Source organism: Christiangramia sabulilitoris (assembly GCF_007050985.1).
In the GTDB taxonomy this organism is placed as follows: domain Bacteria; phylum Bacteroidota; class Bacteroidia; order Flavobacteriales; family Flavobacteriaceae; genus Christiangramia; species Christiangramia sabulilitoris.
Genome location: NZ_VHSF01000001.1, coordinates 303,142 through 327,079 on the forward strand (window position 1 = coordinate 303,142; position 23,938 = coordinate 327,079).

The 23,938-nt window shown below is 38.9% G+C and carries 20 protein-coding genes; 8 read left to right on the forward strand and 12 right to left on the reverse strand.

Annotated elements, in window-relative coordinates; all coding sequences use genetic code 11:
- Nucleotides 1-2 precede the first annotated feature (2 nt).
- Nucleotides 3-755, forward strand: coding sequence for a C40 family peptidase (locus tag FGM01_RS01355; RefSeq protein WP_143409324.1), 753 nt, complete (start codon nt 3-5; stop codon nt 753-755).
- Nucleotides 756-828: 73 nt separating this feature from the next.
- Here FGM01_RS01355 and FGM01_RS01360 read toward each other — a convergent pair whose 3' ends face one another.
- Entirely contained in the window at nt 829-2,067 is a 1,239-nt protein-coding gene (locus FGM01_RS01360) for a tetratricopeptide repeat protein (protein WP_143409325.1), read from the reverse strand.
- Between the two features lie 21 nt (nt 2,068-2,088).
- Nucleotides 2,089-4,620 (reverse strand): DNA gyrase subunit A, encoded by a 2,532-nt coding sequence (gene gyrA / locus FGM01_RS01365; RefSeq protein ID WP_143409326.1) that lies wholly within the window; start codon nt 4,618-4,620, stop codon nt 2,089-2,091.
- Nucleotides 4,621-4,868: 248 nt separating this feature from the next.
- Here gyrA and FGM01_RS01370 point away from each other — a divergent pair, with 248 nt between their 5' ends.
- Nucleotides 4,869-7,424, forward strand: coding sequence for an ATP-dependent Clp protease ATP-binding subunit (locus FGM01_RS01370; RefSeq protein WP_143410325.1), 2,556 nt, complete (start codon nt 4,869-4,871; stop codon nt 7,422-7,424).
- A 72-nt stretch (nt 7,425-7,496) separates the two neighbouring features.
- Here the strand turns inward: FGM01_RS01370 and hutH are convergent, their stop codons facing one another.
- Complete coding sequence (gene hutH / locus FGM01_RS01375; protein WP_143409327.1) at nt 7,497-9,005, reverse strand: histidine ammonia-lyase; 1,509 nt, start codon at nt 9,003-9,005, stop codon at nt 7,497-7,499.
- A 96-nt stretch (nt 9,006-9,101) separates the two neighbouring features.
- Nucleotides 9,102-10,637, reverse strand: coding sequence for an NAD(P)H-hydrate dehydratase (locus tag FGM01_RS01380; protein ID WP_143409328.1), 1,536 nt, complete (start codon nt 10,635-10,637; stop codon nt 9,102-9,104).
- A 128-nt stretch (nt 10,638-10,765) separates the two neighbouring features.
- Here FGM01_RS01380 and gcvT point away from each other — a divergent pair, with 128 nt between their 5' ends.
- From gcvT to FGM01_RS01400, 4 genes are all read left to right on the forward strand, one after another.
- The gene (gene gcvT, locus FGM01_RS01385) at nt 10,766-11,848 is read left to right on the forward strand and encodes a glycine cleavage system aminomethyltransferase GcvT (protein WP_143409329.1); all 1,083 of its coding nucleotides are present in this window, start codon (nt 10,766-10,768) and stop codon (nt 11,846-11,848) included.
- 6 nt (nt 11,849-11,854) lie between these two features.
- The gene (locus tag FGM01_RS01390) at nt 11,855-12,670 is read left to right on the forward strand and encodes a sugar nucleotide-binding protein (RefSeq protein WP_143409330.1); all 816 of its coding nucleotides are present in this window, start codon (nt 11,855-11,857) and stop codon (nt 12,668-12,670) included.
- Nucleotides 12,671-12,757: 87 nt separating this feature from the next.
- Nucleotides 12,758-13,048, forward strand: coding sequence for a 4a-hydroxytetrahydrobiopterin dehydratase (locus tag FGM01_RS01395; protein ID WP_143409331.1), 291 nt, complete (start codon nt 12,758-12,760; stop codon nt 13,046-13,048).
- A gap of 91 nt (nt 13,049-13,139) precedes the next feature.
- Entirely contained in the window at nt 13,140-13,868 is a 729-nt protein-coding gene (locus FGM01_RS01400) for a YebC/PmpR family DNA-binding transcriptional regulator (RefSeq protein ID WP_143409332.1), read from the forward strand.
- Here the strand turns inward: FGM01_RS01400 and FGM01_RS01405 are convergent, their stop codons facing one another.
- Nucleotides 13,869-14,408, reverse strand: coding sequence for a 1-acyl-sn-glycerol-3-phosphate acyltransferase (locus FGM01_RS01405; RefSeq protein WP_143409333.1), 540 nt, complete (start codon nt 14,406-14,408; stop codon nt 13,869-13,871).
- A gap of 7 nt (nt 14,409-14,415) precedes the next feature.
- Complete coding sequence (locus FGM01_RS01410) at nt 14,416-15,618, reverse strand: proline dehydrogenase family protein (protein ID WP_143409334.1); 1,203 nt, start codon at nt 15,616-15,618, stop codon at nt 14,416-14,418.
- A gap of 88 nt (nt 15,619-15,706) precedes the next feature.
- Here FGM01_RS01410 and aroB point away from each other — a divergent pair, with 88 nt between their 5' ends.
- Nucleotides 15,707-16,777, forward strand: a complete 1,071-nt coding sequence (gene aroB / locus FGM01_RS01415; RefSeq protein WP_143409335.1) for a 3-dehydroquinate synthase — start codon at nt 15,707-15,709, stop codon at nt 16,775-16,777.
- Between the two features lie 90 nt (nt 16,778-16,867).
- Nucleotides 16,868-17,173, forward strand: a complete 306-nt coding sequence (locus FGM01_RS01420) for a hypothetical protein (protein WP_143409336.1) — start codon at nt 16,868-16,870, stop codon at nt 17,171-17,173.
- A 66-nt stretch (nt 17,174-17,239) separates the two neighbouring features.
- On the opposite strand, the gene FGM01_RS01425 is transcribed toward FGM01_RS01420, so the two are convergent.
- The 6 genes from FGM01_RS01425 to FGM01_RS01450 all read right to left on the reverse strand — a co-directional run bounded on the left by FGM01_RS01425 (nt 17,240) and on the right by FGM01_RS01450 (nt 23,803).
- Nucleotides 17,240-17,788: a type 1 glutamine amidotransferase domain-containing protein gene (locus FGM01_RS01425; RefSeq protein WP_143409337.1), complete on the reverse strand. Its 549-nt coding sequence runs from the start codon at nt 17,786-17,788 to the stop codon at nt 17,240-17,242.
- A gap of 112 nt (nt 17,789-17,900) precedes the next feature.
- Nucleotides 17,901-18,899, reverse strand: a complete 999-nt coding sequence (locus tag FGM01_RS01430; protein WP_143409338.1) for a YihY/virulence factor BrkB family protein — start codon at nt 18,897-18,899, stop codon at nt 17,901-17,903.
- Nucleotides 18,899-19,417 (reverse strand): DinB family protein, encoded by a 519-nt coding sequence (locus tag FGM01_RS01435; RefSeq protein ID WP_143409339.1) that lies wholly within the window; start codon nt 19,415-19,417, stop codon nt 18,899-18,901. The genes FGM01_RS01430 and FGM01_RS01435 overlap by 1 nt, the downstream gene beginning before the upstream one ends.
- Complete coding sequence (locus tag FGM01_RS01440; protein WP_143409340.1) at nt 19,418-21,991, reverse strand: phosphoenolpyruvate carboxylase; 2,574 nt, start codon at nt 21,989-21,991, stop codon at nt 19,418-19,420.
- 93 nt (nt 21,992-22,084) lie between these two features.
- The gene (locus FGM01_RS01445) at nt 22,085-22,564 is read right to left on the reverse strand and encodes an Lrp/AsnC family transcriptional regulator (protein ID WP_143409341.1); all 480 of its coding nucleotides are present in this window, start codon (nt 22,562-22,564) and stop codon (nt 22,085-22,087) included.
- Between the two features lie 72 nt (nt 22,565-22,636).
- The gene (locus FGM01_RS01450; protein ID WP_143409342.1) at nt 22,637-23,803 is read right to left on the reverse strand and encodes a M14 family zinc carboxypeptidase; all 1,167 of its coding nucleotides are present in this window, start codon (nt 23,801-23,803) and stop codon (nt 22,637-22,639) included.
- Between the last annotated feature and the right edge of the window lie 135 nt (nt 23,804-23,938).

A 23,938-nucleotide genomic window follows, 5' to 3' on the forward strand; every position in this document is an offset into this window, starting at 1 on the left:
TAATGCAATACGGTATTTGCCATTTAAGTATTGTACCGCTCAGGTTATCTGCGTCCCATGAAAGCGAAATGGTTTCCCAGTTATTATATGGCGAACATTTCAAGATCCTGGAAGACAGGCTTCACTGGAGCAGGATCAGAAATTCATTTGATGGATTTGAGGCCTGGATAGACAAAAAGCAGTATAAAAAAATTGAAGAAGCTGATTATGATTCTCTGGAAGAGAGTGAACTTCAGCTTTCTTCAGATCTCATTGAATACATAACCGACGAAAGTGGTCTTTTAATGCCTATTTCCCTTGGATCTGTACTGAATTTCGCTGGAAATTTAGGACATGCTTATGAGGGTGAAAGAACCCGGCTATGCCCTTCAAAAAAAGAGAACCTGATAGATACGGCCATTCTTTATTTAAATTCACCTCATATCTGGGGTGGTAAAAGTCCTTTTGGTATAGATAACAGCGGTTTTACCCAGACTGTTTATAAACTAAATGGATTTAGGATAAAGAGGAATGCCTCTGAGCAGGCGAAGCAGGGTGAAGCTCTTAGTTTTATCGAAGAGAGCGAACCGGGAGATCTGGCTTTTTTCGATGATAATGATGGTGTTATTAACCATGTGGGTATAATGATGAAGGACAATTATATAATACATGTGGACGGAAAGGTTCGTGTGGATCGCATCGACCATTCCGGAATCTTTAATTCAGAATTGCGAAGGCATACACATAAACTCAGGGTGATTAAAAAAATAATTTAATCACCAGGTTTTTAGAAATAAAAAATCCCGCTGAAATTCAGCGGGATTTTTTATTTATTAAGCTTTGTACTAATTACATCTTAGCTTTTAGTTCTTCTACTTTCTCCTGGTTACCTAAATTAGAATAAAGATTCATGGCAGTCTGAATGATGCTCATATTATCAGGATCTACTTCCATCGCTTTTTCAAGGTCTGGAAGAACTTCTTTATACAGTTCCTTCCTTTGGGCATCAAGCTCATCATAACGTGCATTATCTTTCTTACTCATACCAAGGCTATTCATTTCTTCAATAATCGCTTTTTCAGCCGATAATTTCGCTGCAATCATGTTTACTCTGGCCTCGTTAAATTCAGGATCTTTTTCTAACGCCTTTTTGTAAAACTCGATAGCTTTTTCTTCATCATTGATCTCTGCATACATTAAACCAATGTTGTTAAAGGTAGCCGGATCTGAAGGATCTTTTGCAGCAACCTCTTCCAGGATTTCTCTTGCTTTATCCTTTTCTCCCATCTGATAGTACATATTAGCTTCAGCCTGCAATAACCCAATATCGTCCGGGTTGGTAGCTTTTGCTTTATCCATGGCAGAAACAGCTTTGTCATATTGCTCCTGGCTGATGTAGATTCTCGCTATAAGCTGGGCAATTTCCCCTTTTTTAGAAGGAATTTCCTCAACCTGTGGTTCTTTATATTGATTGGTTTTTACCATTAGATCCATTTGCTGCTGAGAACCCAGGTTTTCTCTTTCCCCAGTTTCAATATTCACAGCGGTATAAGCTTTGCCAGAACCATCATAATCCAACTCATTAAGAGTTTCAAGATATTCTACGGCTTTATCATATTCCTTTGCCTGTACCATATTATTGGCAGCATAGTAAAGATAAATCGTGTCTTGCTTACTAAGTTCATAACTCGTATACAATTTATCTGCGGCCGCAGCATAATCCTGACTATTCTGATCTGCTATAGCGCTCTGGATTAGATTGTTTTTCAAGGAAGCCAAAGCTTCATTAGCCTCATCACTACCCATTTCTGCTGCTTTTTGAAAAGCTTCTGCGGCAGTTTTAAGATCCTCACCAGATGCACTGGTTCCATCAGCCATATACGCTTTACCTTTATATAAGTAGAAATTCTCAGTCCACTTACTATTAAGCTCTCCAAGATTTGGCTCAGCGATCTTTAATTGCGCTTTAGCCTCGGCATAATTACCGTCTTCCAGTGCGTCTTCAGCGTTTTTTACCTGATCTTTTTGTGCAACGGCGGTCATAGTTAGAAATGACACGGCAGCTGCTGTCAAAATATTAGTCTTCATCGTTGTTTTGGTTTTTAAATTTTATTCTTCACTATCTTCTGCAATAGTTGTGCCATTAGCCGGTTCTTCGGCACCTGCGGGCTTATCGGCATCCTCGATGTTATCCAGATCATCTTCGTCATGAAGAACTTTGGCTACTGCTGCAATAGCGTCATTCCCTTTAAGATTAATTAGTCTAACTCCTTGTGTTGCACGCCCCATAACACGTAGATCTTCTACTGCCATTCTTATCACAATACCAGATTTATTAATGATCATAAGATCATCTGCATCTGATACGTTTTTAATTGCGACAAGTTGTCCTGTTTTTTCAGTAACCGATATTGTCTTAACTCCTTTCCCTCCACGGTTGGTGATTCTGTAATCTTCCAGGCTCGAACGTTTTCCATATCCATTTTCAGAAACTACGAGGATATCAGATTCAAAATCATTTACCGCAATCATTCCTACCACTTCATCATTATCATCGGCAAGGGTAATCCCTCTAACCCCGGATGCATTTCTACCCATTGGCCTGGTCTTGCTTTCTTCAAAGCGTATAGCCTTACCACTCTTTACCGCAAGCATTACCTGGCTGTTTCCTGTGGTAAGTTTCGCTTCAAGCAGTTCGTCGCCTTCCTTAATAGAGATTGCATTGATACCATTGGTTCTTGGACGGGAATATTTTTCCAGTCTGGTTTTCTTAACCTGACCTTTTTTAGTTGCCATGATCACGAAATGATCATTAACATAATCCTCATCTTTTAGATCCTGGGTACAGATAAATGCATTCACTTTATCTTCCGGCTCAATATTTATAAGGTTTTGGATAGCCCTTCCTTTAGAGGCTTTACTACCCTCAGGAATTTCATAAACCCTCATCCAGTAACATTTACCATTCTGTGTAAAGAATAGCATATACTGGTGATTAGTTCCTACGAATAAATACTCAAGAAAATCTTCGTTCCTGGTATTAGAGCCTTTTTGTCCAACTCCTCCCCTGTTCTGGGTTTTATATTCTGAAAGTGAGGTCCTTTTGATATAACCGGCATGAGATATAGTAATTACCACCTTTTCATCAGGGATCATATCCTCAATACTAAGGTCTCCTCCGGCGTATTCTATCTGGGAACGTCTTTCATCACCATATTTTTCCTTGATCTCAACCAGCTCTTCTTTGATCACTTCCATTCTACGCTCTTTGCGAGCAAGAATATCTTCAAGATCTTCAATAGTTTTTAATATTTCGTCATACTCAGCTCTTAACTTATCCTGCTCAAGACCGGTAAGCTGTCTCAACCTCATTTCAACAATCGCCTTGGCCTGAATTTCTGAAAGCTCAAAACGTTCCATCAATTTAGTCCTGGCTTCGTCAGCATTGGAAGAGGATCTTATCAAGGCAATCACTTCATCTATATTATCTGATGCAATGATCAAACCTTCAAGAATATGAGCTCTTTCTTTCGCTTTTCTTAGTTCATACTCTGTACGACGAACCACTACATCGTGCCTGTGCTCTACAAAGTGATAAATAAGGTCTTTCAGATTCAGCATCTCCGGTCTTCCATTTACCAGAGCAATATTATTTACACTGAAGGAAGACTGTAAAGCCGTATGTTTAAAAAGGGTGTTAAGTACAATATTAGGAATAGCATCTCTCTTCAACTGGTATACTATCCTCATACCATTACGATCTGATTCATCCCGGATAAGACTTATACCTTCAATCTTTTTATCGTTGACAAGGTCGGCCGTTTTCTTGATCATATCGGCCTTGTTTACCTGGTATGGAATTTCAGTAACTACAAGGTATTCCCTGCCGTTTATTTCTTCCATATGGGATTTCGCTCGCATTACGATACGGCCTCTCCCGGTTTTAAAAGCTTCCTTTACTCCATCATATCCATATATGATACCTCCTGTTGGAAAATCTGGTGCCTTAATAAATTGTATTAGCTCATCGATCTCAATATCGTGATTTTCAATATAGGCAATCGTACCATCAATAACTTCAGAAAGGTTATGAGGAGGCATGTTCGTGGCCATACCTACAGCAATACCACTGGCTCCGTTCACTAAAAGGTTTGGAACCCGTGTAGGCATTACTACCGGTTCGCTAAGGGAATCATCAAAGTTAAGCTGTGTATCTACCGTTTCCTTATCAAGATCGGCAAGCATGTCTTCACTGATTTTACGCATACGCGCCTCAGTATAACGCATCGCTGCAGGGCTATCACCATCAACAGATCCAAAGTTACCCTGGCCATCCACAAGCATATACCTCATACTCCAGTGCTGGGCCATCCTAACCATGGTGTCATAAACAGAAGAATCCCCGTGTGGGTGATACTTACCCAGTACTTCCCCTACGATTCTCGCAGATTTTTTATAGGCCCGGTTCGAAAGAACTCCAAGTTCGTACATACCGAACAAAACTCTTCTGTGAACCGGCTTTAAACCATCACGCACATCTGGTAACGCACGTGACACAATGACCGACATCGAGTAATCGATGTAGGCTGATTTCATTTCATCTTCAATGTTGATAGGAATTAGCTTTTCTCCTTCAGCCATACTTAAAATTTTAGTTTATCTCAAAAAATCTAAGGGGCAATTTACATATTTTATCCTTCTTTGTAGCGCATCCTATACTGTGAACGACTTCTTTTTATTAACAAATTTTTATTGTGTTTTGGTTAATAAGTTCACTATTTTACGCTTGGTTAATTGAAAGTAATTTTGTCAATTAGCTACTAACCCCGTATTAGGTACAGTTTTTGAACCTATTCGAGTGAAAATAAATTTTGAGAAAGGAAGATAAAATGGATGATAATTTTTCACCAAGAGTAAAGGATGTCATTGCTTACAGTAAGGAGGAAGCATTAAGACTTGGTCACGATTTTATCGGGACAGAGCATCTTATGCTTGGTTTACTTAGAGATGGTGATGGCAAGGCTATAGATATATTGAACGCACTGGATGTAGATCTAAGTCATTTAAGACGTAAAGTCGAAATATTAAGCCCCGCAAACCCAAATACCGTTACTATTAGTAACGAAAAGCGAAACCTGCATCTTACCAGACAGGCAGAAAGAGCATTAAAAACGACTTTTCTGGAAGCAAAGCTTTTCCAGAGTTCAAATATTAATACCGCTCACCTGTTGCTGTGTATTTTGCGAAACGAAAACGATCCCACAACTAAATTGCTGAACAAGTTGAAAATAGATTACGACGGAGTGAAAGATCAATTTAAATATATGATCGCCAGCGATGAAGATGATTTTTCTGATAGCCCGTCTGCTGAATCATTTTCAGATGATGATGGTGGTGATGATGCTACCAGGGAAAATCCATTTAGTGGTAGCGGAAGCACAGGTAAAACTTCCAAGAAATCCAAGACTCCTGTTCTGGATAACTTCGGAAGAGATCTAACAGCTTTAGCTGAAGCAGATAAACTGGATCCTGTGGTTGGCCGTGAAAAAGAGATCGAACGTGTTTCACAGATATTAAGCAGACGTAAAAAGAATAACCCGCTATTAATAGGAGAACCCGGTGTTGGTAAATCTGCCATTGCTGAAGGTCTTGCTTTGAGAATTGTTAAACGTAAAGTTTCAAGAATTCTTTTTGACAAACGAGTGGTAACACTGGATCTGGCCAGCCTGGTGGCAGGTACAAAATATCGCGGTCAATTCGAAGAAAGAATGAAAGCGGTGATGAACGAGTTGGAAAAGAACGATGATATAATTCTTTTCATTGATGAGATCCACACGATTGTAGGTGCCGGAGGTGCAACAGGAAGTCTGGATGCCAGTAATATGTTCAAGCCGGCTTTAGCTAGGGGAGAAATTCAATGTATAGGTGCAACCACCCTCGATGAATACAGACAGTATATTGAGAAGGATGGAGCCCTGGAAAGAAGATTCCAAAAGGTAATTGTAGAACCTACCACGGTAGAGGAAACAATTGAGATACTTAACAATATCAAGAATAAATACGAGGAGCATCATAATGTACAATATACAGATGAGGCTATCCAGGCTTGTGTAACGCTTACCAATCGCTACATGACAGATAGATTCCTGCCAGATAAAGCGATAGATGCTTTAGACGAATCTGGATCAAGGGTTCATATTACCAATATCGATGTCCCTAAGCAGATTCTTGAACTGGAAAGGAAGCTGGAAGAAGTTCGCGAAAGCAAGAACTCTGTGGTTAAAAAGCAGAAATATGAAGAAGCTGCCAAATTAAGGGATGATGAAAAGAATCTTGAAAAGGAACTTGGAATTGCTCAGGAAAAATGGGAAGAAGAATCCAAGAAGCACAAAGAAATAGTTTCTGAAGACAGTGTTGCAGATGTGGTATCCATGATGACAGGTATTCCTGTGAATAGGATCGCACAAACTGAAAGCAATAAGCTGGTGGAACTTCCTTCAGTAATAAAAGGAAAGGTAATTGGCCAGGATGAAGCTGTTGGCAAAGTTGTAAAAGCCATTCAGCGTAACCGGGCTGGACTTAAAGATCCTAATAAACCAATTGGATCATTTATATTCCTAGGTCAAACTGGTGTTGGTAAAACACAGTTAGCAAAAGTTCTCGCACGTGAGCTATTCGACAATGATGACGCCCTTATCAGGATAGATATGAGCGAATATATGGAGAAGTTCGCCGTGTCACGTTTGATTGGTGCACCTCCAGGATATGTTGGTTATGAAGAAGGTGGTCAACTTACTGAGAAAGTTAGAAGAAAACCGTATGCTGTTATTCTTCTTGATGAGGTCGAAAAAGCTCATCCTGATGTATTCAACATGTTACTGCAGGTATTAGACGACGGTTATTTAACCGATAGTCTTGGTAGAAAAATAGACTTCAGAAATTCTATTATTATCATGACCTCTAATATTGGAGCCAGAAAACTTAAAGATTTTGGGCAGGGAGTTGGATTTGGAACTTCTGCACAAAAATCACAGGTGGACGATAATGCCAGAAGTGTGATCGAAAACGCATTGAAAAAGGCATTCGCTCCTGAATTTCTTAACAGGATAGATGATGTAGTTATTTTTAATAGTCTGGAACGTGAAGATATTCATAAGATTATCGACATCGAACTGGCCAAGTTATTTGAAAGAATACATGGTCTTGGATACGATCTAACCCTATCTGATAAAGCGAAAGACTTTATCGCTGAAAAAGGTTTCGACAAACAATATGGAGCCCGACCTCTTAACCGTGCCATCCAGAAGTATATCGAAGATGCACTGGCCGAAGAAATAATTAATTCTAAGGTTAAAGAAGGTGACAAGATAAAGATGGATCTGGATGAAGAGAAGAAAGAACTTACTATAGATATCGAGAAATCTGTAGAGGAAACGGAATCTTAAACCATAATTTAATAAATAAAAAGGCCACTTTAATAAGTGGCCTTTTTTTATGACTTTATTTATCACTGATATTTACTCTTCAAGAAAATTTTCAATTTCCAGGTTTTTAATAAATGCTTTCGCTTTTTTGATATAAGGAGCCATAGTTCTGTCTTCAGTTAAAACAGGTACTTCATTCCTGAATTGATCAATAACCTTGGTCAACTTTTCTGAAGTCTTTGCCGGTTCCCGGAAATGAATTGCTTGCGAAGCATTGAACAATTCTATTGCAAGCACCGTATTTAAATTCTCTACAACCTTTAGTAATTTGGTTGCGCTGTTAGCTCCCATGCTCACGTGATCTTCCTGTCCATTTGATGAAACGATAGAATCTACAGATGCCGGGGTCGCAAGTTGTTTATTCTGGCTAACTATACTAGCCGCGGTATATTGAGGGATCATAAATCCGCTATTAAGGCCGGGATTTTCCACCAGGAAATTTGGAAGTCCCCTGAGGCCGGAAACCAGCTGATAGGTTCTTCTTTCAGAAATATTTGCAAGTTCTGCCAGAGCTATAGCCAGATAATCCAGCCCAAGCGCCAATGGTTGCCCATGGAAATTGCCCCCGGAAATGATCTTATCTGCTTCAATGAAAATATTAGGATTGTCTGTAACTGAATTGATCTCAGTTTTCACCGTTCTACGCACAAATGTTAGAGTATCTTTACTTGCACCATGAACCTGAGGAATACATCGGAAGGAATAAGGATCCTGAACATTGTCTTTTTCTGAACCGGCAATTTCACTGCCCTCCAAAAAATTCCTCATTCTTTCAGCAGTTTTTACCTGTCCCCGGTGAGGCCTTACCAGGTGAACCAATTCATCAAAGGGAGACAGATTGCAATCAAAAGCATCTACAGAGATCGCACCTATCAAATCTGCCATATAAGATAGCCTGTAGGCTTGCAACAAGGCGTAGACCGCATGCGCGCTCATAAATTGTGTGCCGTTAAGAAGAGCAAGCCCCTCTTTACTTTGTAATTTTACAGGTTGCCAGTTGAGTTTTCTCAAAAGTTCTTCTCCAGAAATTATTGAATTGTCATAATAAACTTCTCCATCACCAATTAAAGGCAATGCCAGGTGCGCAAGAGGTGCTAGATCTCCTGACGCTCCCAGTGAACCCTGCTCATAAATAACCGGTAAGATATCCTGATTGTAGAGTTCTATAAGTCGTTCTACTGTAGCCAAAGCTACCCCTGAATTCCCATAACTTAACGACTGAATTTTTAACAGAAGCATCAACCTTATCACAGGTTTCGCCACTTTATCCCCTGTACCACATGCGTGTGACCTTACCAGGTTTTCCTGCAACTCGGTAAGCTTTTCTGAAGTAATCTTCACGTTGCAAAGTGCGCCAAACCCGGTATTAATGCCATAAACCGGAGCATCATTATCCCTGATCTTTTTGTTAAGGTATTCCCGGGATTTTTGAATATTTACCCGTGACTCATCACTTAAAGCCAGTTTTTTATCATTGGTTAGAATATCATGTATCTGTTCTAGATCTAAAACTGCGGAACTTATATAATGATGATTTTGCATTTTATCTAATTAGAGAATTAAGGTCTGCAAAAATCCTACTTCGATAATAAGATTCCAAATAATTCGAGGTTTAAAATATTAAATATTCAACAATTCTTAATTTTTTTCAGAATCGTGCACTGGTTCCTGAAAAAGATCCCGAATCGCTTTTCCTATATTTTTAGCAATATCACCCGCGAGCACACTTTCATAACCAATTTTTGAGGCTGCAATATCACCGGCTGAGCCGTGAAGAAAAACCCCCAGAACGGCTGCTGAAACCGGTTCATAGCCCTGGCCAATCAAAGAAGCAATTACCCCAGATAATACATCGCCACTTCCGGCCGTGGCCATCCCAGGATTTCCGGAATTATTAATATAAGTTTCTTCCCGGTCTATGGTAAAACTATGCGCTCCCTTAACTACTATCGTCAGACCGTACTTCCTGCTAAAATCCCTGACTTTCTCCAGTTTATCAAAATCATCTGCCCAATCCCCAATTAACCTCTTAAGCTCGCCGGGGTGCGGGGTAAGCACAGAATTCTTCGGCAGCAAATTCAACAGGTCACGGTTTTTAGATAATATATTCAAGCCATCTGCATCTATAACCATCGGTGAATTGGTATTCTCCAAAAGTTCCCTGAGAGCTTCTACAGTCTCATTTGCAGTTCCGGCACCCATTCCAAAGCACACCACATCTGAAGTAAAGTCTGCAGGAAAGCTGCTTAATAATTCCTCCCCTTCATCGGTGAGGACCATTGCCTCCGGTAATCCCGTCTGCAGAGCGTGATAACCACATTTTGGAATATATAAACTGCAGAGGCCACTCCCGGTTTTCAATGCACTGGTTGCGGTGAGTAGGACGCTGCCAATTTTACCATAACTTCCCCCAACGATCAGGGCATGACCATAATCACCTTTATGGGAGTTCGCTTTACGTGGTTTATATAAACTTAAAGCTTCCTCCTGCCCTACCAGGTAAACTTTAGACTGAATATTTGACAGGAATTCCCGATCTAATCCTATATCCAGGATCTGAAGATCTCCTACGTAATCCATAGTTTCCGGTAAGAAAAAAACCAATTTTGGCGCCTGGAAGCTTAAAGTGAAATTAGCTTTAATTACTGCCGCATCATTACCGGGAATTTTGTCTGAAAATAATCCACTGGGCATATCTATAGCTAAAATAAAGGCCTGGGATTTATTTATTAATTCAACCAGATCTGCCAGCCAGCCTTTAATAGGCCGGTTTAAACCAATCCCGAACATGGCATCGATCACAAAGTCACCAGTGTTAATTTCTGGAAAATCATCAGTTTTTTTTATCAATTGCGGCCAGTCACGGGTGACTTCCTTTAGCTTATCATAATTAGCCAGAAAATCATCAGATCTCTTATCACTGTAATTCACTACGAAAACAGTAACATGATAACCATGTTGAATTAAATGCCGGGCTATAACAAGACCATCACCTCCATTATTTCCTATCCCACAGAAAATTTTAATAGGTATAGGTGCGCCCTGCAACCTGTTATGAATTTCATTAAAAACCAGGGTTGCAGCTCTTTCCATCAATTCTTCAGAGGTTATATCCTGCTTTTCCAAGGTCACTTTATCTGCATTAGCAAGTTGCTTAGCTGTGAGTATTTTCATGTTCCTGTAATTCTGAATCTATGCTCTTATAAACTTAAGAATTCAAAAGAAATATAAATCTATAAAAAGCCTAAATAAATATTGTATTCTAAGCGAATTGAATAAATTTGCCCAAATTTTTGAAGATAATGAAAGAAATAGCTCTATCTAAAAAGCATCAGGAACTAAACGCAAAAATGGTTCCTTTCGCCGGTTTCAACATGCCTGTATCTTACGAGGGCGTAAATATTGAACATGAAACGGTTCGGAAAGACCTAGGTGTATTTGATGTTTCTCATATGGGTGAATTTCTTATTTCTGGAGAAAATGCTTTAGAACTTATTCAGAAGATCAGTTCAAATGATGCCTCTAAGTTAGTGGACGGGAAAGCACAATATTCATGTATGCCTAATGAAGATGGCGGTATTGTTGATGATCTTATTATATACAGGATAAATGCTGAAAAGTACCTGTTAGTAGTGAACGCTTCTAATATAGAAAAAGACTGGAACTGGATATCGCATCATAATACCATGGATGCTACCATGCGAGATATGAGCGACGAAATGTCTTTACTGGCTATCCAGGGACCTAAGGCTGCAGAGGCAATGCAGTCGTTGACCAGTATTGACCTGGCCAATATGAAATTCTACACCTTTGAAGTAGGAGAATTTGCAGGGGTTGATAAAGTGATCGTATCTGCAACCGGCTATACCGGCAGCGGCGGATTTGAAATATATTTCAAAAATGAGGATGCTGAAAAGATCTGGGATGCCGTGATGAAAGCAGGTAGAGACTTCGGTATAAAGCCGATTGGTTTAGCTGCCAGAGACACTTTGAGACTTGAGATGGGTTATTGTCTTTATGGCAATGATATTGATGACACTACCTCACCTATAGAGGCAGGCCTTGGCTGGATAACTAAATTCACTAAAGATTTTATAAACAGCGAAGAACTTAAAAAACAGAAAGAGAACGGACCTAAGCGAAAATTAGTCGCTTTTGAGCTGGATGAAAGAGGAATCCCGCGTCAGGGGTATGATATCGTGAACGAGGAGGGAAATAAAATTGGAATAGTGACTTCGGGTACTATGTCCCCAAGCCTTGAAAAAGGTATTGGGATGGGATATGTACCCACTAAAATTGCAGGTGTTGGAAATAAGATCTTAATCCAGATACGCAAAAAGACAGTTCCTGCAACGCAGGTGAAGTTGCCCTTCTACAAAGGCTAAAACTATTTGAAACGTATACTCATTTTAGGAGCCAGCGGATTTATAGGCAATGCCTTGTATAAAGAGCTGTGCTCCTATTTTGATACTCACGGCACCTACTATTCTGAAAATGATTTTTTTGAGCAGAATCACCAGTTCCATCAATTTGATATGGATACTGAAAATATTGAGATCCTACTGGAAAATCTAAGACCTGATGTCATTGTATCTGCTTTAAGAGGGGATTTTGATGCGCAGATCATTACCCATTTTGGGGTTATTAATCATATTCTCAAGTATAACTCTAAATTGATCTTTATTAGTTCGGCTAATGTATTTGATGCATTTACCAACTTCCCTTCCTATGAATATGATAAAACCTTAAGCCAGAGTGTGTATGGCCGGTTCAAAATAAAGATTGAAAACGCCTTATTAAGACTACCCAATCACAATTATAATATTGTTAGACTACCCATGGTATTTGGAAATTCTTCGCCCAGGGTCAAACAATTGAAAACAATAATAGACCTGGGAGAGCCACTGGAAGTTTTTCCCAACGTGGTAATCAATGCTACCGAGATTTTGAAGGTGACACAACAACTACACTATATTATAAACCGCAACCGTAAGGGAGTTTTTCACCTGGGTAGTACAGACCTGGTTCACCAACGGGATTTTATCGCCGACATTTGTGAAGAATTAGGTTACGAAAATCCGCTCTTCAAGAATGTATATGATTCCAATTATGACCGGTTTCTGGCCGTATTACCTAAAGACAACAAACTTCCCAAGAACCTTCAGATCACGATAAGTCAGGTTGTAGAGGCTTCAGCAAGGCAATAGCTGTTAATCTTATAATAAAGAAGGAGTATTGGTTATCATTTCAGTGCTTAATTTCTAACTTTAGATAGAACCAAAAAGTTTAAAGCAATGAAAAAACTAACCGAAGACGAGATTCATGATAAACTAAATGACTTTGATGGGTGGACTTATGCTAAAGGAGCAATTCACACTTCATTTCAATTTGAGAATTTTAAAGAGGCCTTTACCGTGATGACCAGGATCGCCTTTGAAGCTGAAGCACAGCAACATCATCCCAATTGGGGGAATGTCTATAATCAACTGGAAATATCTCTTTCCACTCACGATGCAGATGGGGTAACGGAGAAAGATTTTAAACTGGCACGAACTATCGAAGATATAATTGAATCTACCGGTTAATTAAAGCCGAATGAATCCATAGCTCCTGATTTTACCATGTAAATTAGGAGCTTTTTTTATATTTTTGCCCGAACCTAATTTTTAATCTACCATGGGAAGAGCATTCGAATTTCGAAAAGCACGTAAAATGAAACGCTGGTCTGCAATGGCCAAAGCATTTACCAGGATTGGTAAAGATATTGTAATGGCTGTTAAAGAAGGTGGCCCAGATCCTGAAACAAATGCCAAGTTGCGTGCGGTAATACAGAATGCCAAGAGCGTCAATATGCCTAAGGATAATATTGAACGTGCGATTAAGCGGGCTTCAGATAAATCCCAGGGAGATTATAAGATCGTGTTGTTTGAAGGGTATGCACCTCACGGAATCGCAATATTGGTAGAAACCGCGACAGATAATAATAACAGGACGGTCGCAAACATTCGCTCCCATTTTAATAAATGCGACGGAAACCTGGGAACTTCGGGTTCTGTTGAGTTTATGTTTGATCATACCTGCAACTTCACTATCAATGCTGAAGGACTGGATCCCGAAGAACTGGAACTGGAATTAATAGATTTCGGGGCTGAAGAAGTATTTAAAGATGAAGATGGAATTCACATCTATGCGCCGTTTGAATACTTTGGTGCCATTCAGAAGGAATTGGAAAACCGTGAGATCGAGATCATTTCTTCTGGATTTGAAAGAATCCCTCAGGTAACGAAAAGTCTAAATGCAGAACAAACTGCAGATGTGGAAAAATTACTGGAAAAACTGGAGGAAGATGATGATGTACAAAATGTATATCACACCATGGAATCCTCTGAAGAAACCGAAGAATGATCAGAAATTTTCAGGGATCTTACCCTGAACACCATCATAATAACTAAAAATTTCAGTATAATCTTTTTCAAAATCTCCGGATGGCCAGTAGGCTTCGGAGATTTTCACTTTCTTGGTACCATAATCAAAGGAAACCCTGGTTATAGGAACTCCTGCCTTGAGAGCAATATAGTAAAAACCGGTTCTCCACTTATCTGTCTTCTGCCTCGTGCCTTCCGGCGACATGGCCAACCTGAACACCTCCTTCTCATTAAAGATCTGGGCAATAGCTTCAACTTTATTCCTGTTCCCGGAACGGTCTATGGGTGAACCGCCAACCATTTTGAAATACCAGCCAAAGGGAGGTTTAAATAATTCCTTTTTACCTACGAAATTGAATTGAACCTGCATTATCTTTCTTACCAGCAAGCCTATTAAAAAATCGAAGGAACTGGTATGAGGCGCTACAATAACCACGCATTTTTTTACAGCGGGATCAAAATTGCTTTCCAGCTTCCACCCGAGTACTTTATAAAAGATAAATTTTGCTAAAAAGCGCATACGTTTTTTATTCCCGGTGGTGTTTGGTAGATGGATCTCCCTTTCGCCTTTTCTTTTCTTCCCTTAAAAGTGAAAGTTCACGACCGGTCTGGCCTTTGACAGAAGTATTTTCCTGAGCCCTTCTCAAAAGATAAGGAACCACATCTCGCACGGGACCAAATGGCACCAGTTTTACGGCATTATATCCTTTCTTGGCAAGATTGTAGCTAATGTGATCACTCATACCATAAAGCTGACTGAACCAGATGCGTTCATCATCAATAGATAAACCTTTATCCTCGATGATCTGAAGACCCAGGTAACTACTTACTTCGTTATGAGTACCAATAAATACTGAAATCTTATCAAGATGATTCAAACAAAAAGATAAGGTACTATTAAAATTTACGTCTGTAGCTTCTTTGCTTTCGCAAATAGGTGATGGATAGCCGAGTTTCTTGGCGCGGGCATTTTCCTTTTCCATGTAAGCTCCCCTAACGATCTTAGCACCAATCTTAAAACCATCTTTTTTGGCTCTTTCATGCAAGCCTTTTAAATAATCTAAACGATCCCAACGGTAACATTGCAGGGTATTATAAATCAATACTTTTTCTTTAGTATTGTATTTTTTCATCATCTCTTCCATGAGATCATCAGCAGCAGTTTGCATCCAGGTCTCTTCCCCGTCAGCATATAATCTTACATTTAATTCGAAAGCTTTACTGCATAAGGTATCTACCCTTTTCTTGATTCGCTCCCACTCTGCTTTTTCTTCTTCACTCAGATTGATCTTTTCACTAACCTTTTCCCATATTTCGAACCTGCCTATTCCGGTAGGCTTAAACATGGCAAAGGGAATCTCTTCCTTGCCCTGGGCATATTCGATAAGACTCAGCTTTTTGCGCATCGCTGCATCAAACTCCTCTTCGGTCTCCTTACCTTCTACAGAATAATCAAGAATACTATGTAAATTTTCATTGTACATCTCTCTGGTCACCGGTTTACAATCTTCCTCGGTTACTCCACCACAAAATTGCTCAAAAATGGTTTTTTTGATCAGGGTCTCTACGGGAAGATGAAGTTTGAGTGACAATTTAGTGAGGGCTGTACCAGCTTTCACAAGGGTTGGGCGGTTCATCATGCTAAACAGGAATATCGCCCGGTCAAGATCTGTATTAGATTTTAATTTGAAAGCCGATTTAGTATTATTGAATATCTTTTTTCTTATCATTATGCGCTATTAATCGAGCAAATATAATTATTGAAGTTGATTTAATTCATAAATTCTAATTAATTTCCCCCGCATAAATCCTAATAAAATGAACGATTTACAGGCTTCTTTGAATCCGGTATATTATGCTGAAAATGGCTTCAAAAAACTGAACGATTTTCTGGATTCAGAAAAACCATCTATGATCTTTATCCTGGTAGACAGCAATACTCACGAGTACTGTCTCTCAAAATTTCTCCAGAAATTATCTAACGATATTTCGACTGAAGTAATTGAGATCGAAGCCGGTGAAGAATTCAAAAATCTTCAAACATGTGAAGGAGTATGGAATGTACTCTCAGAACTGGGAGCAGACCGCAAAAGCCTGGTGATTAATCTTGGTGGCGGGGTGGTTACAGACCTTGGCGGATTTGTGGCCTCTACCTTTAAAAGGGGAATTCAATTTATAAATGTCCCCACTACTCTGCTATCCATGGTTGATGCTTCGGTTGGAGGTAAAACCGGAGTAGACCTGGGCAATCTCAAAAATCAGATTGGGGTCATTATCCAACCTGAGATGGTTATAATAGACTCCAGTTTTCTTGAAACCCTGTCAGCTCAGGAAATGAGAAGCGGACTTGCAGAGATTCTCAAACATGGATTGATCGCCAGTGAAGAATACTGGAAGAAAGTAACTAATCTAGCCGGGTTGAATCTTTCAGATCTGGATGACATCATCCAGGACTCAGTAAATATTAAAGCCACCATAGTAAAGCAGGATCCATTCGAGAAAAATCAACGAAAAACCCTTAATTACGGGCATACTATAGGTCACGCCATTGAATCTTATTGTTTGAAACATGAACAACGCAATAAATTATTGCACGGTGAGGCCATCGCGGCAGGAATGATCATTGAAACTTTTATTTCAGTTCAACTTCAAAATTTTCCGGAGTCTAAGCTTCAGCATATTAATAAAGTGATCAAGGAAATGTATGGTAAGGAAGATTTTTCTATTGAAGAAATTGAACAAATAAAGGAGCTGATGAAATTTGATAAAAAGAATGAACGTGGTAATATCAATTTTGTCCTTTTGAAAGATATCGGAGAGCCTTGCATTGACATAATTGTACCAGACGAGGTTATTAATAAGGCATTTGATTATTATTTAAGCAATTGATTATTAATACATTAAAAATTAAAATAATTAAGAATTATGTTTTGTATATAACTTGATTTTTTATTTATACTTGCATAAACCAATTACAATATGAAAAGGGTAATCGTAGATTATAAAAAACTTACTCCCGAAATTCTTGGGCTGTTAGTAGAGAAATATCCTGATGGCTATGATGACGACCAGGTTATCTCATTCAAGAATGCGAAAAACGAGACTGTAGATGCTGTTGAAGTACGAACCGATGACACGGTATATCTGGTAAAGGTGAGTACCCGCCTAGAGAATACCATGGCAAATTTTGATGAAGACGATTATGATGATTCAGAATTTAACGATCCAATTGTAGACATTCCAGAAAAGGCAGAAGAAGTTGAGGAAGAAGACGATGAAAAATAGAAAATTTCAATCATAAAAAAGGAGCGCATTTTGCGCTCCTTTTTAATTTATATCAAATTATTGAATTTAGGCATGCTGTAATTCATGCTTACCTTCTTTGATCTCTTCTATAACCTTAGCATTAAATGCCGGAAGGTCGTCTGGATTTCTACTGGTTACAAAGGCTTCATCAACCACCACTTCTTCATCTACCCAAAGTGCTCCTGCATTTTCAACATCTTTCCTAATAGAATTAAATGAGGTCATGGTTCTACCCTTCACAACATCTGCACTTATTAATGTCCATGCTGCGTGACAAATAGCTGCCACAGGTTTACTTTGTTTAAAGAAATCTCTAACGAAAATAAGAGCAGATTCTTCACGTCTTAATTTATCTGGATTAATCACTCCGCCCGGTAGTACTAATGCATTATAATCCTTGGCAGATACTTCATCCAGGCTATAATCAACGTCAAAATCTGTTCCCCAGTTATCCTTGTCCCAGGACTTGATCTTTCCTTTTTCTAAACTTACAATATCAACTTTAAATCCTTCTTTCTCCATTGCTTCTTTCGGAGAGACCAATTCACTCTCTTCAAATCCATTTGTGGCCAAAATCGCAATTCTCTTTTCCATAATTAATTTTAAATTTTTAGTTCACCCAAAGATACCAGATGAAGTAAAGAAAATGTATTAAGAGCCTATTAAAACTGAGGGTTTGAGAGTTAAAGCTTTATTAAGTCGAGGGTTAATTATCCTTATTTTCTTCTTTTTCGTTAAAATCGAGATGTGATTTTAATTTATCCAGGATCTGCTTTTCATCTTCGATCTCCATTTTTCGCTGCTCCAGTTTTTCCATTTCCTGGTAAATTGCAGGCTCTCCAAATCTGTTTGGGACTACCTTTTCTTTAGTTACCAAAGCATATTGAACGGTGAATTCTGCTCCAAAAAATAAGATCAGACATGTGAAATATACCCAAAGCAAAATAAGTACTACAGAAGAAGCACCTCCATATACAGAGCCGGGTGAACTTTGTCCAAAATAAAAACTGATCAATGATTCGCCAATCAGGAAAAGTACAGACGTTAATGCTGCGCCAACATAAGTGGTTCTGATCCTTATCTTAATATCTGGAAGTAATTTAAAGATCGCCGCAAAAAGAGTGGTGATAATGAGAAAAGATAGCAGGTAATTTGCGATATCCACCATAAATTCTGTAACATCCGGGAAGAAATTCTCGACTTTTTCTGATACTATATGTAAAAGAGCAGACACTACCATGGCAATTAATAGCAACAATCCTAACACGAAAACCATACCCAGGGAGATAACCCGATCTAGGATTAGCCGCATTAGATTCGTTTTCTTAGCTGCCACATTCCAAATGTTGTTCATGGCGATCTTAAGTTGGAAAAAGACTCCTGTGGCACCAAATATCAACATTGAAAATCCAAAGATAACCGTCCATGTAGAGTCCTGGGTGAGAGCTGCATTTTCTATCATCGATTCCACGGCATTAGCGGTATCCTCTCCAATGAATTGGGAAATTTCCCCGGTGAGACGCCCCTGTACTGCTTCACGACCAAAAAAATAGCCCGCTATACTAACGATGATAATTAACAGTGAAGGCAGTGAAAATAGTGCATAATAAGCAATAGTTGCGCTTCTGGCATACGCTCCATTCTTTTCCCAGCTGATATAGGCCTTCTTTAATAATTTCAGAAATATTTTGAGTCGTCTCAACATTAAAGATACCGGTTGCTAATAATTTCTTTATGATGCAAGGCATGACCAATCATAATAAATCCAATAGCTCTCGGGGATGCATTCACATCATTCATGCTACCAGTCATTTTCAGCATATCCTCTGAAAAACTTTTATAAAGATATAACCCCGATCTTCGTACAGTATCAAATTCTTCAATTAAATCTGGAACCGAACGATTTTCACTGGCTGAATTCAGCACATATAAATCATGGTCAAACCCGGGAAGGGACTTTTGTTCATTCCGAGCAAAACATAAGGCCCGAAACTGGAAGATCCTTTCTGTATCAATGATATGCTGCACCATATCCAATATTGTCCATTTTTCAGGCTCGTATCTGTAGTTCCATTTCTCTGAAGGAATGCCCTTGAAGAACTCCAGCATAACTTCTGTATTTTTTTCCAGACTATTAATTAACTCGGCGTCCGCATCTATTCTATTAATGTATCCAGAGTAAAATTCTCCAAATTCACCATGGGTTAACTGAGACTTCTTCATTTAAGCTGAATTTCTACTTGCATTAATATTTCCATATAGAGAACGGGTAACAATCTTCTCATAAACCTCCAGCTTCTCATTTACTCCTGAGCCCTGTCTGTTTAGCTCCTGAATAGTGCGTAGAGCATGTTGCTGGATAGTTAGCAGCGGTAATACTATTCTTTCTCGCGCCTCTATGGAAGCTTTACCTGCGGGCTGATTCTGCATTAATTTTTTATATCCGGTTACCTTAAGCAACATTTTTTTAGATCTTTCAAACTCTTCATAGATCAGCTGCCAGAATTCGCCGAATTCTTCATCGTCTTTCATATATGCCGTAAGTGGGAAGAAAGACTTGGTAAGGCTCATCATGCTATTTTCCAGTAAAGTTCTGAAAAACTCTGAATTATTATATAATTGCTGAACCTTATCGAAATTACCGTCCTTATCCAGTTTTTCCATGGCCGTACCTACTCCAAAAAATCCAGGGACATTTTGTTTCAACTGGCTCCAGCTTCCTACAAATGGAATGGCACGCAGGTCTGAGAGGTTTAATTCGGCCGATTTGTTTCGCTTGGAAGGCCTGCTTCCAATATTCGTTTTAGCATAATACTTTAAAGTACTCATTTTTTCAAGGTAGGGAATAAACCGGGGATGCTTTTTAAAATTAGTGTAGGTTTCATAACTAATCTCTGCCAGCTCGGTCATCGTTTGCCTGTCTTCATCCTTAAGCTCGTTTTTACCGTTACTAAAGATCTCATTGGAAACACCTGAGCTTAATAATTGTTCAAGGTTATAAGTACAGGAATCCTTGGTTCCAAAATTAGAACTTATGGTTTGACCCTGCACGGTAAGCTGGATTTCTTCATTCTCTATAGTAGGCCCTAAAGAGGCATAAAACTGGTGGGTTTTCCCGCCACCTCGTGCCGGCGGTCCTCCTCTACCGTCAAAAAAGACCACTTTAATGCCATATTCCCTGGATACTTTGGTTAGCGCTTCTTTAGCTTTGAAAATACTCCAGTTAGCCATCAAATACCCACCATCTTTAGTACCGTCACTAAATCCAAGCATAATGGTCTGCTTATTACTTCTTCGCTCTAAATGTTCTTTATAAACAGGGTTATTATATAACTTCTCCATCACAGTGTGAGCTGCCTGTAGATCTGGAACGGTTTCAAAAAGTGGTACTACATCTACACTCGGTTTCTCCCAACCCGTCATCCTTATGAATGCGAAAGGCTGCAAAACTTCCTGTACACTACCGCAATTGCTAATAATATACCTGTTAGCACCCTGCTCCCCACTCTTTTCCTGAATTTCCTGCATAGCATAAATGGAAGATAGAGTAGCTTTACCCATACCTTCTTCAAAATCATCTGGATCTACCTTAGTATTTATATTACTCAGGATTTCGATCTTCTTTTCATCATCCAGCTCATTAAAATTTCCCGGGATTAGATCTGGTTTTAAACCTTTGACCTCGTCCAGAACTTCCTGGTGAATACTCGAATCCTGCCTAATATCCAGCGTCGCAAAATGATACCCGAATAAATTAACCTTATTGATCATATCATCAACTTCATCCAGGAATAAAGACTGGTGTTTTTCAATTATTATCTCCCTGATTTTGTAAAGTTTATGCTTTAAATCTTCAAGTGGTAGTTTAATATTCCCTGAACGGGATATTGCTGAATCGTAAAGACCTCTTTCTATCTCGGTCATCAATTCGTGTACCTCACGAAAGGTCAGACTACGTTTCAATTCACGGACATCACGATAATAATTAAGAAGCACTGTTCTTCGTAATCTTTTTGCCACTCTCAGGGTTATTTCTGTAGTTACAAAAGGATTCCCGTCACGGTCACCACCCGGCCAGAAGCCTAGGTTTATAACCTGGTTCCCTACTTCTTCTCCATCAAATATATTCTGCTGAATGTAATTATGAATTTTGCTGGCACTTTGATAAAACACATTTTCGAAATACCATATGAGGTTAACCGCCTCGTCATACGGAGTAGGCTTTTCCTTTTTAAAGAAAGGAGTTTTTCCTAACTGGGCTAATAATTGTTTGATTCGCACCAGATCATTATTTCGAATGGCCTTGTCCAGATCTGTAATAATCCCCAGTACAGTCCCGGGGTAAAACTGCGTAGGATGAGCGGTAAGTGTAGGCCTTACCTTGAATCTACGTAGATATTCCTTTAATTCTTCCACTTTCTGCTTGGCCTCTGCCTCTTCTTTTACACTCCTTAAAGTACCTCTACCGTCCATATTATTTACAATGGAAAATGAAGCGTCTTCTATAGCATCGAATAGTACTACCTGTCGCTCTATATACTGTATGAACCTGAAAAGCAGATCCACTTTCTCATCTTCGGTTGGATCCTCTCCATATTTATTAAAAAATTTCTCTACAATTTCGGTAGGATTGTGATTTTGCTCAAAACCCTCTTCGCAAATTTCCTGAAACAACGGCAGTAAGGCGCCTGTTTTCTTTATTTCGTCGTAAGGTAAGGTTAGGAAAATGCTGTTATAAACTTGGTATTTCGCGAGTACGTTATCATTAAATCTATCTAATCTCGGTTCTCTGTGCATATTAAACTATTAGGTTAGCTATTCGTTTAAATTTATAAAAAAACCCTTTAAACTTAACAGTATAAAGGGCCTTTAATATAAGTTTAGGACTGTTTACATTTCCTGGAAGATAGAATGCATCAATCGCTTTTTATCGTTAATACTTTCCTCTAGAGAAATCATTGTTTCTGTTCTGTAAACACCTTCAATGTCATCTAACTGGAAAATAATATCCTTAGCATGCTGGGTATTTTTCGCTCTAATCTTACAGAATACATTGAATTTTCCGGTAGTTACATGGGCCACGGTTACAAAAGGTATTTCATTGATCCTTTCAAGTACAAATTTAGTCTGGGAAGTATTTTTCAGAAAAACACCAACATACGCGATAAAAGCATATCCCAGTTTTTTATAATCCAGGGTTAAAGACGACCCAATGATAATCCCGGCCTCTTCCATTTTCTTTACTCTAACATGGACAGTACCAGCAGAGATCAACAATTTCTTGGCAATATCTGTGAACGGAGTTCTGGTATTTTCGATAAGCATATCGAGGATCTGGTGATCTGTTTCGTCTAATTTAAACTTGGCCATTTTCAACTTCTTTTTTTAATGAAGTTCAAAATTAATACAAAATCGTTGAATTATTGTCAATTTTTTTGACAATTACACGTATTTAACCTCTAATTCCGTACTATTTATGATAATTTTATTAACTACAACGTTTTCGTTTAATCTGGCATTTTCAGGCAAAAGAACCTCCTGGCCCTCTGCATCAATTTCCCGATGTCCAAATTTTGAAATTTCCGCAGCTATACTTTCTACTTCCGGCACAAATTCTACCTTATCTCCGGTCAACATTTCTTTGAACTGAATCGCGATATCACATTTCCCACGATCCTCCAGTAAGGCATTCCTTATTATCACATCATTAAACATCTCCCGATTTTCAGGAATTTCAAAATAATCCTGATAATTTGAGGTTTTAATTCCCGATGCTATTTGATATAAACAGGATAAGAGCGCTCTAAATACATACTCTCGGGTTTTTTCCCTTTCGTAATCACCGGGAAAGTGACCGGCCTCAAACAATAATGTGGGAGTAGATAAACTCTGGAAGGTGTCCCCGGCACAATTTATATTGAATCCATCATCATACCTGCCTATACCTTCATTTAAATCCTTTTTCAGATCTGCCGCTATACCGGCAATCAATGACATACTGATCTTCCGGGCCGGGTCTATACTGCGATCTTTATCCTTCGATGGCGTAAGAAACGACAGGGTCGCCGGTTTAGGCTTTTCGCCGGCACTGAAAATTGTACGTTGATCATGCAGGTTTAAACAATAATCGGGCTGGATCCTCCTGTATAAGCTCATCAAAATACGGCTCTCCGGCTGACTTAAATTCTGCATGTCCCGGTTGAGATCCACTTTATTGGCGTTAATGCGCGTATAAGCTTCTGCACCATCAGGATTAAGTACAGGAATTATAAAGAAGCTACAAGCTTGTAACACCTTATCTATTAAAGGATCATTTTCTATTAATTGGAAAGAATTTAAAAGATCAAATATTGCTTTGGTGGTTGTTCCTTCATTGCCGTGCATTTGAGACCAGGCTAAAACTTTGATTTTACCTTCTCCAAATCTGATCATTGAAATAGGCTTATCCTGGACGGAGCTTCCTAAAACTTCGATTTCAAATTTCGCAGACAAATTTTTCCTGAACTCGTCAAGGTGCTTATTGGTAATATATCTACCGGTTGCTTGCTTGAATTTTACCCGGAAATATATGTCTTCAGAATAAAGATTTTTAAGCGCTGTATTTTTCATGTTTACAAAACTAAACAATGTATATTTTACAAATGTAAACAGCGTTCTTATTTATAGTTGTAAACATTTGTAAACATTCAGTCCGCGTAATAAACACAGGGCCTAGGAAATAATCCTATCTAATTCAAAATTGAA

What these genes read in the sequence shown, in the direction of transcription:
- FGM01_RS01355 (WP_143409324.1), top strand. Translation starts at nt 3, where the DNA reads ATGCAATACGGTATTTGCCATTTAAGTATTGTACCGCTCAGGTTATCT.
- FGM01_RS01360 (WP_143409325.1), bottom strand. Translation starts at nt 2,067, where the DNA reads ATGAAGACTAATATTTTGACAGCAGCTGCCGTGTCATTTCTAACTATG.
- gyrA (WP_143409326.1), bottom strand. Translation starts at nt 4,620, where the DNA reads ATGGCTGAAGGAGAAAAGCTAATTCCTATCAACATTGAAGATGAAATG.
- FGM01_RS01370 (WP_143410325.1), top strand. Translation starts at nt 4,869, where the DNA reads ATGGATGATAATTTTTCACCAAGAGTAAAGGATGTCATTGCTTACAGT.
- hutH (WP_143409327.1), bottom strand. Translation starts at nt 9,005, where the DNA reads ATGCAAAATCATCATTATATAAGTTCCGCAGTTTTAGATCTAGAACAG.
- FGM01_RS01380 (WP_143409328.1), bottom strand. Translation starts at nt 10,637, where the DNA reads ATGAAAATACTCACAGCTAAGCAACTTGCTAATGCAGATAAAGTGACC.
- gcvT (WP_143409329.1), top strand. Translation starts at nt 10,766, where the DNA reads ATGAAAGAAATAGCTCTATCTAAAAAGCATCAGGAACTAAACGCAAAA.
- FGM01_RS01395 (WP_143409331.1), top strand. Translation starts at nt 12,758, where the DNA reads ATGAAAAAACTAACCGAAGACGAGATTCATGATAAACTAAATGACTTT.
- FGM01_RS01400 (WP_143409332.1), top strand. Translation starts at nt 13,140, where the DNA reads ATGGGAAGAGCATTCGAATTTCGAAAAGCACGTAAAATGAAACGCTGG.
- FGM01_RS01405 (WP_143409333.1), bottom strand. Translation starts at nt 14,408, where the DNA reads ATGCGCTTTTTAGCAAAATTTATCTTTTATAAAGTACTCGGGTGGAAG.
- FGM01_RS01410 (WP_143409334.1), bottom strand. Translation starts at nt 15,618, where the DNA reads ATGATAAGAAAAAAGATATTCAATAATACTAAATCGGCTTTCAAATTA.
- aroB (WP_143409335.1), top strand. Translation starts at nt 15,707, where the DNA reads ATGAACGATTTACAGGCTTCTTTGAATCCGGTATATTATGCTGAAAAT.
- FGM01_RS01420 (WP_143409336.1), top strand. Translation starts at nt 16,868, where the DNA reads ATGAAAAGGGTAATCGTAGATTATAAAAAACTTACTCCCGAAATTCTT.
- FGM01_RS01425 (WP_143409337.1), bottom strand. Translation starts at nt 17,788, where the DNA reads ATGGAAAAGAGAATTGCGATTTTGGCCACAAATGGATTTGAAGAGAGT.
- FGM01_RS01430 (WP_143409338.1), bottom strand. Translation starts at nt 18,899, where the DNA reads ATGTTGAGACGACTCAAAATATTTCTGAAATTATTAAAGAAGGCCTAT.
- FGM01_RS01435 (WP_143409339.1), bottom strand. Translation starts at nt 19,417, where the DNA reads ATGAAGAAGTCTCAGTTAACCCATGGTGAATTTGGAGAATTTTACTCT.
- FGM01_RS01440 (WP_143409340.1), bottom strand. Translation starts at nt 21,991, where the DNA reads ATGCACAGAGAACCGAGATTAGATAGATTTAATGATAACGTACTCGCG.
- FGM01_RS01445 (WP_143409341.1), bottom strand. Translation starts at nt 22,564, where the DNA reads ATGGCCAAGTTTAAATTAGACGAAACAGATCACCAGATCCTCGATATG.
- FGM01_RS01450 (WP_143409342.1), bottom strand. Translation starts at nt 23,803, where the DNA reads ATGAAAAATACAGCGCTTAAAAATCTTTATTCTGAAGACATATATTTC.